We start from the raw sequence: 16004 nt of genomic DNA on the forward strand, positions 1-16004 counted from the left end.
TCCTGGGCGACCTCGTAGCCCTATTTGGAAAAGCCCGGCAGCTCGTCGCCGCTGGCAATCCCCAACACATAACTGCCCCAGGCATTGGCCGGGGTATCGCGCTTGTCCTGCGACGCGCCCGGCAGGGGTAGCGCCACACCTTTCATGATCGGCCGCACCAGGCGCGGCGTGACCACGATCAGCAGCTCTTTTTCGCGCTGCTGATAGTTCATGCTTCTGAAGAAGGCGCCAATGATCGGCAGGTCGCCAAGCAGGGGCATCTTCGACAGGTTCGACGACGTCGTCCGCGAGACCAGCCCGCCGATCACGTAGCTTTCGCCGTCGCCCAATTCCACCGTCGTATCGGCGCGCCGCGTGATGATCGCGGGGATCTGCGTGCCGTTGATGTTGACGCCGTTCGTGTAGTCCAGATCGCTGGCTTCGGGCGCCACCTTCAGCGCGATGCGATCCTTGGACAGCACGGTGGGCGTGACCGTCAGGCCGATACCGAAGGGCTTGTAGACCACGGTCGTGGTGCCCAGGCCACCTGCCTGGGGCACCGGCAGTTCGCCGCCCGCCAGGAACTTGGCGCTCTGCCCCGACAAGGCGACCAGTGTCGGTTCGGCCAGCACCCGCGCCAGCCCATTCGATTCGAGCAGACGCAGATTGGTATCGAGCAGGAAGTTGCCGCGCGTCAGTCCCAAGGCCAGGTCGAACATGGCGCCGGTGGGCGCGATCTGGCTGGCCAGCCCGAAGTTGAAGGAACCGCGCGTGTTGCTGGCCGAGAAGTTGAAGCCGGCTTCCTTCAAGGTCTGTTTGTTGAATTCGACAACTTTCACCTCGACCTGGACCACGCCGCCCGCTTCGACCAACGAGTTGTCGAAGACCTGCTGCGCGCCCACGGCGTTGTCGGCTGCCGCCGCCGCGCGGCGATGCGCCAGCAGGGAATCGGCACGGCCACTCATCACGGCCGTGTCGCCGTAGATCTGGGTCTTGACGCCTTCATCGGGCAGCAAGGTGGCCAGATCGCCCGTCACGCGGACCAGATAGATCTGCGGGGCTTCCACGCCGCGCAGCCACACCGACACCATGGTCGTGCCAGGCTTCTTGCCCACCACCGCCACACTGCCGCGGCGCGTTTCCGTGGCCTTTTCCAGCACGACATCCGCCACTTCCGGATCGACCACGGCCACGCGTTCGAGCGCGCCCGGAATCGACAGCTGATACTGATCGCGCACCGCGACCGACACCTGCCGCGGGCCGTCATCGGCCGCACCGGCGGGCACGATGAAACACAGGGCAAGCGCTGCCGCGAGCGGCCATTTGCGGAGATCCATCCTGGAAGGTCCTGTCGTCATTGAAGCTCTGCCCACTTAAAAACCGACCGTTTCGCGCTGCGTGCCGCGCACCACTTCCACCGTGTTCGGCTGGACACGCGGCAACGTCGGCGTCGCCACCGGCCGCGGCGCGGCCGGACGCGGGGCCACCACCTGCGACACCGCGCGCGGCGGTGGCGCGGTGCGGCCCTCACCGGCCAGGCCGCTCAGCTCGTTGCCGGCATAGGCCAGGTTGTCGGCGTTCTTGAGCGCCTCGCGCTGCTCCGGCGTCAGGGTCCCCTTGGCCGCCAGGACCGTCGGCACATCGGGGAACAAGGCCACATCAGGCACGGTGGGATCGGTGGGGTGACGCAGCGCCAGTTGCAGACGCCCGTTCTGGGTCGCCAGCAACAGGCGGTTCACGTCCGCCGTGGGCACGGCCAGCACCGCCGTGCGCGGTACGACGGGACCATTGTTGCGCAGCGTTTCTTCAGAAGCCGGCGGGCCATCGACCGAGTCCTGGCCATAGGTCAGCACGCGCAGCCTGGACAGCAGCAGGCGCGACTGGGTCTTGCTGATGTCCTGCGATTGTTTGAGCGTGAAGAACACATCGACCATGTCGCCCGGCGTGACACGATTGCCGCTGCCGACCACTTCGTCCACCGACACCGCCACCGCGCGCTCGCCTTCCTTGAGTTGCAGCGTCAGGCCTTTGGCCAGCGTCGCGTCGACCACGGGCGTGCCCGGACCGATGTCGATCCTGGGAATCTTGCCGGTCAGGGCACCCACTGTCGTGAAGCTGCCGGCGGGGTTGATGGGCAGCGGCACGACCTTCAGCGAGGCCGGGTCGATGACCGTGCCGGCGGGCAGCAGCTTGTCGGCCACGACCACCTGGAACTGGGTCGGCGACACGGGATTGCTGGCCTGCGTCGGCGGCGGGGCGTCCGGGGTCTGGACGAGCATCAGGGCATAGACGCCCAGCAGCAGGGCCACCAGGACCAGCAGCGCCGCAACGATCTTGGTCACATTGTTCATCGACTCAGGGCCTTATAGGTCAGCATGGCTAAGGAAAACGATTCAGCTCGCGGTCGCGCCGATCTGCACGGTGCCGCGGGACGTCAGGTTGAGGGGAATCCAGTTGCTGCCCGGCCCGAAGATCGTTTCGAGCCATGCGCCCAGCGGGACCAGTTCAGGAATCAGCGGGTAGTTGCGATAGTTGGCGTAGGTGACTTCGACCGTGCCGCACGTCAGCACCGAGCTGTAGGTGCACGGCTGGATCGATGGCGCACAGACCACCGGCCCCTGGCCGAGCGTTTCGCGGAACTGGTTCAGCCAGGCCATGGACGCATTGGCCGCGGAACAGCCCATCGCGCTGGCGGTGGTGGTCTGCGACGGCGCGATGGACGCCTGCAGCATGGCGCGCGCGCCTTCCTGCGCGGCGCGCGACAGGGTCTGCTGCACGACCAGCAAGGCGCCGTAGCTGGCGATGCCAAAGAAGATCAACAGGAACAGCAGGCACACGAGCGAGAACTCGAGCGCGGCGACCCCGCGTTGGCGGCGCGGGCGTGCGGCGCGGTTACGTCGGGCGGCAATCAGGAAATGGGCGCGCATGATCAGGCTCCCGTGCCCATGCGTTGCAGCAAGGCCGGGTCTAGCGTGACGGTGGCCACACCCTGCAGGTTGCTGGGCACGACGAGGCCCAGGCCGAGTACGGTCGGGACCAGCGGATTGGCGCGGTAGTTGTAGGCCACGGTCAGGGTGGCCTGGCATTGATCGCTTGCTTCGTAGCCGCAGAAGACACGGGCGCTGGGCACGCCGCCGGTGAAGCGGGCAACGCACATCGAAGCGCCCGCGGTTCCGTCCGCGTTGGCGCAGCGGCCGTTGACGACGGCCTGGCATGTGGGCGCGGCGCCGGCGTTCTGTAGCCAGCTGACGCGATCGGCGGCAACCTGGCAGGCTAGCTTCAAGCGTTCATTCAGTTGGGACATCATGACTGATGGCGTGCTCGGCGCGGTCACCAGGCGATAGCGCAATGTCGCACGCGCGCCATCTTCGGCTGCGAGCGTCAGCGATTGTTGGGCGGTAAAAATCAGGCCGAACGTCAACACGCCGTAGAACAGCAAAAAGAAGATCGGGAAAACAATGGCGAATTCGATCGCATAAACCCCGGACTGACGTCCTGGTGCATAGTCGACACGGCGGCCACTGCCAGGCCTGGTGCTGCCGGTACCACGCATCCTGTTTCCCCTGCGTAACCCAAAAATTCTGCCTCTTGCGAGGGACTTGAAACGGCACTGCATACCTACTGCAATCAGTCAGGCGGCAACTTTCTCCTTACGCCGACGCACCTTGCGCCGAGGGCTCTGCCATGGAATCAAGGACGGGCGGAGCAACCCCTCCGCCCCCTTGCGGCGATCAATTGCTGCCGGTTCCTGTCGCTGGTGCCGTTCCCGTTGCTCCAGTCAGCTTGGCCGAGATGCGCCCAAACAGCAGTGACAGGTCGGTACCCAACGCCGTCAGAGCGACGATGATCCCGACGGCCACCAACCCAGCGATCAAGCCATACTCGATGGCCGTGGCGCCTTCTTCGTCTTTCAAAAACTTCATGATGTCTTGCATGGTTCACTCCTTGAACGTGCCACTCTGTGCTGCTGGCAAATCACGATTGCCAGACCAGCATTCCCACCGCCCCCGCCGCCATGTAGGCGGCATACGGAATTCCGCGCCGTTCCCGGCGTCTTTGTGTACCGGTTGCAGTACGCCGCGCCGCAGGCATCGGCAGAACCGCAGCCAATCGCTGACCGATGTCCCGCGCCGCAAGTGACCAGATCGACCCCGCCATCGTCACCGCAATGGCATGGGCCGCTGCCATCAGGCTGGCGATCACAAAAACCGGCAACAACGCAGCGGGGCCCATCCACCACCCCACGACCGCAAAAAACTTGACGTCCCCCGCTCCCATCGCGCGAAACGCATACAAAGGCAGCAGAAGCACAAAGCCGACGACGAGTCCCGTCACTGCGGGTTCCACCTGGTTCACAAGGCCGTTGGCGCCAACATCACCCCAGACAAGGAAAACGCCTTGCACGACCAACCCCAGAACAACCAGCACGTTGAACACTTTGCGCACCGACAGGTCGCCGATCAGCACCAGGCTGCAAAGCACGACAAAGCTTCCAAGGTGAAATGCGTTGACCATATCGATGCCCAAGTCCGTGTAGCGTCAACGTCACGCAGCAATAAACACGATTACGTGATGGACGTGACTTTCGTAGAAATTCGTTTGAATAATCCGTCGAGGCTTCCGCCCAGCGCAGTCAGCGCAAGGATAATGCCCAGCGAGACCAGACCCGCAATCAAGCCATATTCAATGGCTGTTGCACCGTCTTCTTCTTTCAAGAACCGAGCGATCGCTTGCATGATTTACTCCAACTTGAAAATGTTTCAGCCAGTTCATCCAGCCGATATTTACTTCGTGAAAATCCGAAATTAACTAACACGCGACACAATCATTCCAATCAGAGCAGCGGAAACTATCCGTTGCTTCCTACCCTTCGACCTGCTGCCGCGTCGTCAGCACCGTTTCCAGTTTGCTGGCCATCTGCAGATGGCTTTCGCGGCTGCTGCGGTAAATCTCGTAGCGCATCACGATCAGGCTCACCAGCGAGATCAGGAACACGGCGTATGGAAGCACTTCACCGTCGAACTGCAGGCCGGTGAATTCGCGCGGCTCGGTGCATACGATCGCCCCCGCAGCCACGCCCAGGTAGTGCATGCCGCACACGGCCAACGCCATCAACACCGCGGCGCCGATGCGCTGCCATTCGGTATACAGGTTGAACGCCAGCCACAGGGCCACGGTGGCGGCGACGATCGCCACCAGGAAGGACGCGGTAACCAGCCAGCCATTCCAATCGAAAACCGCCGACATGCGCATCGAGTCCATGCCCAGGTAATGCATGGCCACCACGCCCAGCCCGGCCACCACCCCGGCGACCGCGCAGCGGGCCAGCGTGAATCGCGCCCGGCCGACGAACCACAGGGCAGCGCCCGAAAATGCCATCGCAACGAACAGGCTGAATACCGTCATGGGGGCGCCGTAGGCCACCCGCGAAGGGATGATCTGCGCAGCCATGCCGATAAAGTGCATCCCCCAGATACCGACGCCGCCAAGCGCTACCGCCGACGCCACCACATAACCGATGTGCGTGCGGTTGTCCGGGGTCCGGATTCGGCTTGCGGCCAGCAGCGCGACATACGCGCCAAGAACCGAAATCGCGAAAGAAAGGGCGACCAGACCACTGTCGAACTGCAAGGGAATGATGTCGCCAGGTTGCATCTGTTTCTTTCCAAGTAACGCCCTGTTACTGCATAAGCTACAGGGTTGCAGGAAGTGCTGTCAATATCGCGGCGCTGCGAAAACACATAAATAAAGTTTGATTGCCAGATAACCGCGCCGATATCAAAACGACATGAAATCGATAATCTCAAAACGGCGGATAATTAATAAAAAACATTATTGCCATTACCTCAGTCGAAGAGTATCGGCCACCACCGTCCCACAATCGTCCCAACGTGAACAAAGCTGCGGTTAACCCTGAATCAATCGCGCCACAGTATGTTTTCGCCAACATCCTTGTGCCAAACTTGCGGCCAATAGCCTGTGCTGATAACACTTTCCCCGAGGCCTTTTCGCATGCCCCATCGCCCCCGCCTGCGCGCTGTCTGGCTACCCGCAGCGCTGCTGGCCGCCCTGCCCTATACCAGTCACTCTGCGGATAGCCCCGGCCTAGGCAACCCGCTGGACGCGTTGCCGCCACGCCCGGCCGAACCTCAGCCGTCGGCGCCGCCGGTCGTGGTCCCGCAGACGCCGGCGTCGGATGCGCAGCAGTCAACCCTGGCCCGGATGGTCACGCCCGCCAACTTCGATGTGACGGGCGTCACGGCGCTTCCCTTTGCTGATGTCGTCGCGATCCTTGAGCCGCTCGCGGGCAAGCCCACGACCGTGGCCGAACTGATTGCGGCGGCGGATCGCATTACCGAGCTCTATCGTCAGCAAGGCTATGTGCTGTCTTTCGCGTTGATCCAGAATCAGGACTTTGCCGGCGGGTTGGTCAAGGTCACGGTGGTCGAGGGCTACGTCAGCAGCACGCAGATCAGCGGCGACGTCGGGCCGGCGATCACGAAGCTGCAGGACTACGCGCGGGTCATCGAGCAGGAACGCCCGCTGACCCGCAAGACGCTGGAACGCCAGCTGAACCTGATGGCCACGGTGGCCGGCATGAAGGTCAAGCCGGAGCTCAGTCTGCCAAAACGCGCAGACGGTGCGACGGAACTCACGCTGGCCGTCGACCACAAGGCTTTCCGCTTCGACGCCGGCATCAGCAATCTGAGCACCGGCACCCACGCCATCGTGACCGCCACCGCAAGCAGCCTGACACCGCTGGCGGAACAGGTGCAGTTGATGGCCGCCGTGCCGAGCGGCAGCGACAAGTTGCAGTACTACGCGGGCAATGTGGTGGTGCCGATCGGCAGCGATGGCATGACGATCAAGGCCGATGCATTCAGCTATCGCGCGGAGCCGCAGAACGACATCCTGCAGGCGCAGGGACTGGACCGCGAGATCCAGAATCAGCGCGCGGGGGTCAGCGTCAGCTATCTCTTCATCATCAGCAACCAACAGGCGCTGACCGGCACGGCCGGCGTCTATGCATCAAGCAGCCGCGATACCTATCGCAGCCAGGCGACCGGCGCATCGGCGCAACTGACGACGCATCTGCGGGTGCTGCATGCCGACGTCACGTACGCCGACAGTTCCCTGCTGCGATCGCGCCGCCTGACGGCAAGCATCAACAAGGGACTGGATGCGCTGGATGCGCGCCAGAACCAGCAGGGCATCGGCGTCAACTACGACCTTGATTTCACGCGCTTCACGCTGGGCGGCACGCAGTCGCTGACGTTGCCTGCGCAGTTCGGTCTGTCGTTCTCGGCCCTGGGTCAGTACAGCTCCAACTCCTTGCCCACGTCGGAGCAGATCACGTTTGGCGGACAACGTTTCGCGCGCGGGTATCCGGCCGGTGAAGTGGGGGGCGACAAGGGCTACGGCGCGGCGTTCGAAATCAATCGCCGGTTTGCCACCGGCCTTGCCTATGTGCCGGTGGTCCAGCCGTATGTGGTGGCCGATGCCGCGCGGGCGTCGCTCAATGACAGCCGCTTTACGTTGGCAACGCGCAAGCTGGCTTCCGTGGCGCTTGGCCTCAGGGTCACGGACCAGAAACGGTATGCGCTCGACCTCAATCTGGCCAAGCCTGTCGGCGATCGTCCAGTCAATGCCAATGGTCGTCCATTGCGCTTCAACGCGAACTATTCGTTCCAGTTCGAATAACGCAGTCTCGTTACGTAACGCTGTTCCCGGCGCTACGTAACGCCCCCGCCGTTCCGGCCCCCATCCCCTGCATTTCAAGCCCTTCGCGCGGTGTGTCGATCACACCGCCGCGAATTCTCGCGCCCCCTGATTTCTCCTGTGTTTGCAAGACCTTAGGGTCGCTTTCAAGGGGCTCTGGCGCGTGTTTTTTTGCGGCCGATCCATGCATTGGCATACGTTTTGCAATGAGGGGATCAGGCAGTCACGCCGCATCAGAAAGACAGAGGAACATCATGAACACACAGATCACAAAACCGGGCGGCCGCGTATTGGTCGCCGCCATGCTGCTGGCGCTTTCTTCGCTGTCGGGGTGTTCCTCGTCGGGCGGAACCAGTGGTCTCGTTGGCGGCGGCTCAGGGGATGGCGGCACGCCGGGCGCGGGCGGCGGCAGCGGCGGCGGTACGCCGACGAATCCAGGCACGGGTACGGGCACGACTCCAGGCACGGGCACCGGCACGACGCCGGGCACTGGCACGGGCACGACACCGGGCACTGGCACCGGCACGACACCGGGTACCGGCACTGGCACGACACCGGGCAGTGGTACCGGCACGACTCCGGGTACCGGCACTGGCACGACACCGGGTACTGGCACTGGCACGACACCGGGTACCGGCACTGGCACAACTCCTGGCACTGGCACGGGCACGACTCCGGGCACGGGTACCGGCACGACTCCGGGCACTGGTACCGGCACGACACCGGGTACCGGCACGGGCACAACTCCTGGCACTGGCACCGGCACTGGCACGACTCCGGGTACTGGGACCGGCACGACACCGGGTACCGGCACGGGCACGACTCCAGGTACCGGCACGGGCACGACGCCTGGCACCGGCACGCCGACCAATCCTGGCACGCCCAACACGCCGCTCACTGGCGTGCTTGGCCCCGTCCTCGGCGGTGTTGGCCAGGTCGTTGACAATGTCATCAATGTCGGCGCAGCGCCGACCCTGGGCGGTGCCGGCACGCAGCTCGATCCCGTCATCACGCCTGTTGTCGGCAACGTGGCAACCGGCACGCAAACCGTCGGTGCAACCACCGGCCTGGGCGCGCCGTTGAATGGCATCCTGGGCACCGTGGGCAGCACCGTCACCAACGTCGGCACCGCCTTGAACACCAGCAACTCGCCGCTGACCAGCGGCGTGAGCGGCCTGGTCGCGGGCCTCGGCAACACGGTCAGCAGCGTTGGCGCCGTGGTCGATGGCACGGGCAACCCGGCGAATCCGGTCGGCACGGTCCTGACCAACCTGACGGGCGCCGTGGGCAGCCTCACGCAAAACGTGGGCGGCCAAGGCGGCCTGCTCTCTCCCATCACCACCCTGATCGGCAACGTGAATGGCGGCGCGGTCAACCCGCCGGTGCTCGGCCCGAGCCTGGCCACCACGGGTCAGGCCGTCGACAACATCGCCAACCTGAATCTGGCAAGCACGCTGGGCAAGGTCGGCACGGGCCTGGATCCGCTGGTCAGCCCGGTCGCTGGCGCGGCCACGACGCTGACGCAAAACGTTGGCGCAGCCACGGGCCTCGGCCAGCCGGTCAGCGGTCTGCTGACCTCGGTGGGCGGCGCGATCGCGAACGTCGGCACCAACACCGGCGTGTCCCTGCCAGTGGGCGGCACCGCACTCAATAACGTCGTCACCGGTCTGGGCAACACGGTGGCCAGCGCTGGCGCACTGGTCAACGCCTCTCCGACCGCCACCAATCCGCTGGGCACCGTGTTGAACAACGCCACCGGCACCGTGCAGGCATTGACGTCGGGGCTAGGCGTGACGGGTGAAGGCGGCTTGCTGAGCGGCATCATCGGCGGCGCCGGCCAGGTCCCCGGCAACGGCGGCACGACACCCACGACGGGTCTCGGCGCGGTCGTCGGCAACCTGCCGGTGGTCGGCCCGATCGTTGCCCCAATCGTTGCAGGTGACAACGGTCTGCTGACCAACCTGCCGGTTGTTGGCAATCTGCTGGGCGGCGCGGCCCCGGCACCCGGGACCGGCACCGGAACGGGTGTGGGCGTGGGCGTGGGTGTGGGCGTCGGAGCAGCTGTCGGCGTCAACCTTGGCGGCGTTGTCGGCAACCTGCCGGTCGTCGGCAACATCCTCGGTGGCACAAGCACCCCAGGCACGGGTGGCACGACGCCAGCTGCGGGCCTGAGCGGTATTGTCGGCAACCTGCCGGTCGTCGGTCCCATCGTTGCCCCGGTCGTTGCCGGCGGCAACGGTGCGCTGACCAACCTGCCTGTCGTCGGCAACATCCTGGGTGGCGCAGCCACCACCCCGAACACAGGTCTGGGCGCAGTCGTCGGCAACCTGCCGGTCGTCGGTCCCATCGTTGCCCCGGTCGTTTCCGGCGGCAACGGTGCGCTGACCAACTTGCCGGTCGTCGGCAACATTCTGGGTGGCGCGGCCACCACCCCGAACACAGGTCTGGGCGCTGTCGTCGGCAACCTCCCGGTCGTCGGCCCCATCGTTGCTCCGGTCGTTGCAAACACCAACGGTGCGCTGACCAACCTGCCTGTCGTCGGCAACATCCTGGGTGGCGCGGCCACTACCCCGAACACAGGTCTGGGCGCTGTCGTCGGCAACCTGCCGGTCGTCGGCCCGATCGTCGCCCCGGTCGTTGCAAACACCAACGGTGCGCTGACCAACTTGCCGGTCGTCGGCAACATTCTGGGTGGCGCGGTTGCAACGCCGGGCACCGGAAATACGGCCCCTGGCGCACTAGTGCCGATTACCGGCAATCTCAACCAATTGGTGGGTGGCACTGGCAATCTGCTGGCGCCGGTCACCGGTGGTCTGCTCGGTAATGCCGGATCGTCCAACCCCTTGCCGATCGCCAAACCGGCGCTCACCAACACCGGCAGCGCGGTCGACAATCTCGTCAACATCGGCGCCAAGGACAGCCTCGGCCAGGCAGGCGCAAGGCTCGATCCGATCATCACGCCCATCGTCACTCCCGTGACGGCAGCCACGCAGACCGTGGGTGCGCAGACAGGCCTGGGCGCTCCGATCAACGCCATCGTCACGCAAGTCGGCGGCGCACTGACCCAGGTCGGCACGCAGGTTGGCGGTGCAACACCCGTCCTCGGCACTGCCGTCGGTGGTGTGGTGACGGGTGTCGGCCAGGCGGTGGCCAGCACCGGCGCGGTGGTGAGCACGGCCAATCCGGCAGCACCTAATCCTGTAGGAGGTGTATTGACCAACCTTACGGGCGCGGTCAACAGTCTGACCTCGGGTGTGGGCCAAGCGGGGACCACGACCGGCACGACAGGCGCATTGGCACCGGTGCAGAACCTGCTGGGCGGACTGCTCGGCGGCCGTAAGTAAATCAATACAAGGAGCAGTCCCTATGTTTCAACTGGAGAACGCGATGGGCGCCATGAGCAGTGCGAGCCACGGTACCCACACCATGCAGTCCGACGAGCGGGATAGCGACAACATGGTCAGCGACATCGTGACCATGCTGGGCCGGCGTCTCACGGTCTATACCTCGCTCTACCAGACCGCACTGGCCGAACGCCTTCATCTGAGCATGGCGGACGTCAAGGCGCTGGAACTCGTGATCGAGTTCGAGCCGATCACGACAGGCCAGCTGGCCTGCCTGGCCGGCATCAGCTCTGGCGGCACGACTGCAGTGATCGACCGGCTGGAAGTTGCGGGCTACGTCGTGCGGGACAAGCACCCGCTCGATCGGCGCATCGTCGTCATCCGGCCGGTCGCGGCCAAGTGCGCGGAGATCGAACACCACATGCGTTCGGTCACCGAAGAAGTCGCTCACATCGGTGCGCACTACGAGCACGAACAGTTGTCGGCGGTGCACAGTTTCCTGGCGCAATGCGTGCATGCATTGAAGACGGAAGCGCTGGGCATGCTGAACGACGGTGGCAACGCCAACCTTGCGGAGATCCGGCGCGAATTCGCGCCGCGCAAGAACGCGGACCACAACTGAGTGTGATGGCGAGGCCGGCAACGGCCGCGTCTTGGGCAGGGGCACGCACGGCGTGCCCCTTTTTTTTACGTCCGCGAAACCGGACGGATGCGATACCAGATCGAATACATGGCGGGCAGGAACACCAGCGTCAGCACCGTGCCGGCCAGCGTGCCGCCGATCAGGGTGTAGGCCAGGGTGCCCCAGAACACCGAATGCGTCAGCGGGATGAACGCAAGGATGGCGGCCAGCGCCGTCAGGATCACCGGACGCGCGCGCTGCACGGTGGCCTCGACGAGGGCATCGAAGGGCGCCATGCCCTGCGATTCGTTCTGGTGGATCTGGCCGATCAGGATCAGCGTGTTGCGCATCAGGATGCCTGACAGCGCGATCAACCCGACCAGCGCGTTGATGCCGAACGGCTGCTGGAACAGCAGCAGGGTCGGCACCACGCCGATCAGGCCCAGCGGACTCGTCAGCAACACCATCACCATCGCGGACATTGACCGCACCTGGAAGATGATGATGATCAGCGTGATGGCCAGCATGATCGGGAACAGCGGCAGCATGGCGCTCATCGACTTGTTCGATTCTTCGATCGACCCGCCTTCATCGATGCGATAGCCCGCGGGCAACGTCGCGCGCAGCGGCTCGAGCTGCGCCGTGATCGCCGCCGAAACATCAGGCGGTTGCAGGTTTTCCGCAATGTCGCCGCGCACTGTCATCGTGGGAATCCTGTCCCGCGATCGCATCATCGGCTCTTCGGCGGCCACCTCGACCTGTCCCACCTGCGACAGGGGAATGCGTTCCCCATGCACGCCGGTCAACGTGAAGTCACCGACCCGCGCCGGGTCCAGCCTGGCCGTCCCCGCCGATCGGGCCACCACTTGCACCGTGCGTATGTCTTCGCGCACGGCGGTCACCGGAATGCCCGACAACAGGAATTGCAGTTGCTGCGCCGCGTCGGCAGAGGTCAGGCCCGCCGCCTGCAGGCGATCCTGCTGCAACGTGAATCGCAGCGACGGCGTGCGCGGCCCCCAGTCGATATTGACGGTGCGCATCATGGGATTGCTGCGCATCAGGTCCTGCACCCGTGCCGTGATCTCGCGCAGCCGCTCCGGATCCGGACCACTCACGCGGTAGGCAATCGGGTACGGCGAATACGGGCCGAACACCAGTTGCGTGACACGCACCTGCGCTTCGGGCACCAGGCCTTCAGAGATGGCATCGCGCAGCCGATGCTTGAGCGCCTCGCGCGCCTCCTGGCTGTCGGTGCGCACCACGATCTTTGCAAAGGACGGATCGGGCAGTTCGGGCGACATGGCCAGATAGAAACGGGGCGCGCCCTGGCCCACATACGCCGTCACGATCCTGGCCTCGTCCTGGCGGGCCAGCCACGCTTCGACCTTGGCCGCAGCGGCGCTGGTCGATGCGATCGCCGTGCCATACGGCATCTGCACTTCGACCAGGACCTCGGGCCGATCGGATATGGGAAAGAATTGCTTCTTGACGACGCCCATGCCCGCAACGGCCAGGACGAACAGCCCGATGACCGCACCGGCCACGATCCACTTGCGGGCGATCACCCGGCCAAGCACGTTACGGAAGCGGCGATAGCGCGGTGTGTCGTACAGCGCCGCATGGCCGCCTTCCACCTGCTTCACCTCGGGCAGCAACTTCACGCCGAGATACGGCGTGAAGACCACGGCCACGAACCACGAGGCGATCAGGGCGATGCCCACGATCCAGAACATATTGCCGGTGTACTCCCCGGCACTGGACCGAGCAAAGCCATTGGGCATGAAGCCGACCGCGGTCACCAGGGTGCCCGACAACATGGGCGCCGCCGTATGGCTCCACGCATAGGCCGATGCCGCGACGCGGCTGTAGCCCTCTTCCATCTTGACCACCATCAGTTCGATGGCAATGATGGCGTCGTCGACCAGCAGGCCCAGCGCAAGGATCAACGATCCCAACGTGATGCGATCAAAGTTCTTGCCGGTGGCCGCCATCACGATGAACACGGCGGCCAGCGTCAGCGGCACGGCCGCCGCGACCACGATACCGACGCGCCAGCCCATGCTGACAAAGCACACCAGCATCACGACCAGCAGGGCCACAAAAAACTTGATCATGAACTCGTCGACCGACGCGCTGATGTTGTCGGCCTGGTCAGTCACCTTGGTCAAGGTCATGCCGAGCGGCATCGATGCATTGATGGCGCCGACTTCCTGATCGAGCGCCTTGCCCAGATCCAGGCCGTTCCAGCCTTCGCGCATCACCACGCCCAGCAGCAGCGCGGGTTCACCGCCATTGCGCACAAGGAATGTCGCCGGGTCTTCATAGCCCCGCGTGACGGTGGCAATGTCGGCCAGCTTGAACACGCGACCCTGCGCCGGCACCGGGGTTTCTCGAATGGTGTCCAGGCTGTCGAAGGCGCCGTCGAGCCGGATCATGACGCGCGGACCCTGCGTGTCCACCGACCCCGCGGGCGTCAGCGCGTTCTGCCCGTTGAGCGCGGCAAATACGCTTTGCGGACTGACGCCCAGTGTTGCGAGCCGGTCGTGCGAGAATTCGACAAAGATGCGCTCCGCCCGCTCGCCAATGATGTTGACTTTCTTGACGCCGGGCACGTGCAGCAGGCGCTGCCGCAGCCGTTCTGCTTCGCGCACCAGCAGGCGTTGCGGCTCGCCCCGGGCCTTCAACGCCAGGATGCCGAAGGTCACATCGGCGTATTCGTCGTTGACCATCGGTCCGATCACGCCCGCGGGCAACTGGATGACTTCGTCATCGATCTTTTTTCTTGCCTGGTAGAACTCTTCTTGCACGTCGGATGGGGGCGTGCTGTCGAGCAACGTGAGGGTGGTGAACGCAAGGCCGGGTTGGGTATAGGTTTCCGTGCGGTCGTACCAGCGCAATTCCTGGAGCCGCTTTTCGACCTTGTCGGCCACCTGCTCCTGCATTTCCTTGGCGGTCGCCCCCGGCCACGCCGTCACGATGGTCATGACCTTGACCGTGAACGCAGGGTCTTCGGCACGCCCAAGCTTCACGAACGACACGATGCCCGCCAAAGAAATGAGCGCGATCAAAAATAGCGTGACGGCCCGTTCGCGTACCGCCAGCGCTGACAGATTGAAGCGGCTCTCGCTCATGGCCGTGCCCCATCGGCTGCCACCCGCACGCGATCACCGTCGTGCAGCAGATGGGCGCCGAGTGCAACGATGCGATCGCCTGGCGCAAGCGGCGCGGCAATGAATGCCGTGTCGGCGTCGACGTGTTGCAGCGTGACCGGCAACCACGCAACTGCTGCGGGCTCGCCCTGTATGCGCCACACGCCCGGTCCGGTGCCCGGATCGAACAGCGCGCCGATCGGTACCTGCAATGCGTCTTTGGCGTTGCCGCGAAGTGCGGGGATCCGCACGGTCACGGTGCTGCCGAGCGGCGCCTGCGCCAGCGCGCCCTGCAGCACGTAGCGGGCCTCGAAGGTGCGTGTCAGCCGATCGGCAGTGCCCGACAGCTGCCGCAGCGTGGCGGCGGACGGTGCGCCTGCATCGCCTACCAGTGCGGCCTGCGCCGCCGAACCCACGGCAGGCCGCAAGGTTTCAGGTAACTGCACGACGGCTTCCCGGCTGCCGCTGCGCGCGATCCGCAAGGTGATCTGGCCAGCAACGACCACCTGCCCTGGCTCGGCCAGGGTTTCCATCACGACACCGTCGGCATCGGCGACCAGGTCGGCGTAGCGCGTGGCATTGCGGGTGACGTCCGCCTGCGCTTGCGCGGCGCTGAGTTGCGCGCGCGCGGCATCCGCGGCCGCCTTGGCCTGGTCGTAGGCCGACGCCGAAACCGCGCCCGTTCCGCGCAGATCCCGATAGCGGCGTTCTTCCTGCGCCGTCTGGTCTGCACGTGCCCGCAAGGCGCTGACCGCTTCGCGCTGCGCATCGGCCGCCAGCTTCAGGTCGACCGGATCGAGCCGCATCAACACTTGCCCGCGCCGAACCGCCTGACCGGTGTCGACGGCCCTTTCGATGATCTTGCCGCCGACCCGGAATCCCAGGTCGCTTTGCACCCGGGCGGCGACGGTGCCCGTGAAGGCGCGCGAGGTGTCAGGCGCCGGCTGGACCGCGACGGTGCGAACCAGCGGCGCCGCGGTGCGGGAATCGGCTGGCGCTTCCTGACCGCACGCAGTCAGTACCAGGGGCAAGGCCCAGAAACGGGCAGACAAAAGCAGGCGGCGCCACGACATGAGTGTCCCAATCGCAAATCAGAAGGACGCTCAGTGTGGTTCTTGTGACCAAACCTGTCAATGGTCACAACGAGGAAAAATCTTCCGCGTGATGGGATGCCGGACAACAAAGGGAGTG

The 16004-nt window shown here is 64.9% G+C and carries 13 protein-coding genes; 3 read left to right on the forward strand and 10 right to left on the reverse strand.

Translation table 11 applies throughout. From position 1 onward, the window contains the following. Window positions 1–20: 20 nt before the first annotated feature. The 8 genes from HD883_RS07365 to HD883_RS07400 form a co-directional block, all read right to left on the reverse strand. Window positions 21–1316 carry a type II and III secretion system protein family protein gene (locus tag HD883_RS07365; RefSeq protein WP_179586858.1) on the reverse strand — a complete coding sequence of 432 codons (1296 nt, stop codon included), beginning with the start codon at window positions 1314–1316 and terminating at the stop codon, window positions 21–23. Between the two features lie 36 nt (window positions 1317–1352). After that, window positions 1353–2330, reverse strand: coding sequence for a Flp pilus assembly protein CpaB (gene cpaB / locus HD883_RS07370; RefSeq protein ID WP_179586856.1), 978 nt, complete (start codon window positions 2328–2330; stop codon window positions 1353–1355). Window positions 2331–2372: 42 nt separating this feature from the next. Beyond that, window positions 2373–2906 (reverse strand): TadE/TadG family type IV pilus assembly protein, encoded by a 534-nt coding sequence (locus HD883_RS07375; protein WP_179586854.1) that lies wholly within the window; start codon window positions 2904–2906, stop codon window positions 2373–2375. A 2-nt stretch (window positions 2907–2908) separates the two neighbouring features. After that, window positions 2909–3595: a TadE/TadG family type IV pilus assembly protein gene (locus HD883_RS07380; RefSeq protein ID WP_257022027.1), complete on the reverse strand. Its 687-nt coding sequence runs from the start codon at window positions 3593–3595 to the stop codon at window positions 2909–2911. A 115-nt stretch (window positions 3596–3710) separates the two neighbouring features. After that, window positions 3711–3914 carry a Flp family type IVb pilin gene (locus tag HD883_RS07385; RefSeq protein WP_179586852.1) on the reverse strand — a complete coding sequence of 68 codons (204 nt, stop codon included), beginning with the start codon at window positions 3912–3914 and terminating at the stop codon, window positions 3711–3713. A gap of 40 nt (window positions 3915–3954) precedes the next feature. Next, window positions 3955–4506 (reverse strand): A24 family peptidase, encoded by a 552-nt coding sequence (locus tag HD883_RS07390; protein WP_179586851.1) that lies wholly within the window; start codon window positions 4504–4506, stop codon window positions 3955–3957. Window positions 4507–4544: 38 nt separating this feature from the next. Beyond that, window positions 4545–4718 (reverse strand): Flp family type IVb pilin, encoded by a 174-nt coding sequence (locus HD883_RS07395; RefSeq protein WP_373563427.1) that lies wholly within the window; start codon window positions 4716–4718, stop codon window positions 4545–4547. A gap of 124 nt (window positions 4719–4842) precedes the next feature. Continuing rightward, window positions 4843–5634, reverse strand: coding sequence for an MHYT domain-containing protein (locus tag HD883_RS07400; protein ID WP_179586847.1), 792 nt, complete (start codon window positions 5632–5634; stop codon window positions 4843–4845). A 357-nt stretch (window positions 5635–5991) separates the two neighbouring features. On the opposite strand from HD883_RS07400, the gene HD883_RS07405 reads away from it, so the two are divergent. The 3 genes from HD883_RS07405 (at window position 5992) to HD883_RS07415 (ending at window position 11664) form a co-directional block, all read left to right on the forward strand. Beyond that, window positions 5992–7680 carry a ShlB/FhaC/HecB family hemolysin secretion/activation protein gene (locus HD883_RS07405; protein ID WP_179586845.1) on the forward strand — a complete coding sequence of 563 codons (1689 nt, stop codon included), beginning with the start codon at window positions 5992–5994 and terminating at the stop codon, window positions 7678–7680. A 272-nt stretch (window positions 7681–7952) separates the two neighbouring features. After that, a complete protein-coding gene (locus HD883_RS07410) occupies window positions 7953–11042 on the forward strand; it encodes a beta strand repeat-containing protein (protein WP_179586843.1) in 3090 nt (1029 codons plus the stop codon). Window positions 11043–11064: 22 nt separating this feature from the next. Then, window positions 11065–11664: a MarR family winged helix-turn-helix transcriptional regulator gene (locus HD883_RS07415; RefSeq protein ID WP_257022028.1), complete on the forward strand. Its 600-nt coding sequence runs from the start codon at window positions 11065–11067 to the stop codon at window positions 11662–11664. Window positions 11665–11729: 65 nt separating this feature from the next. On the opposite strand, the gene HD883_RS07420 is transcribed toward HD883_RS07415, so the two are convergent. Further along, window positions 11730–14795 carry an efflux RND transporter permease subunit gene (locus HD883_RS07420; RefSeq protein WP_179586842.1) on the reverse strand — a complete coding sequence of 1022 codons (3066 nt, stop codon included), beginning with the start codon at window positions 14793–14795 and terminating at the stop codon, window positions 11730–11732. Continuing rightward, window positions 14792–15886: an efflux RND transporter periplasmic adaptor subunit gene (locus tag HD883_RS07425; RefSeq protein WP_179586840.1), complete on the reverse strand. Its 1095-nt coding sequence runs from the start codon at window positions 15884–15886 to the stop codon at window positions 14792–14794. The genes HD883_RS07420 and HD883_RS07425 overlap by 4 nt, the downstream gene beginning before the upstream one ends. Window positions 15887–16004 lie beyond the last annotated feature (118 nt).

The organism is Pigmentiphaga litoralis (assembly GCF_013408655.1).
GTDB lineage: Bacteria > Pseudomonadota > Gammaproteobacteria > Burkholderiales > Burkholderiaceae_B > Pigmentiphaga > Pigmentiphaga litoralis_A.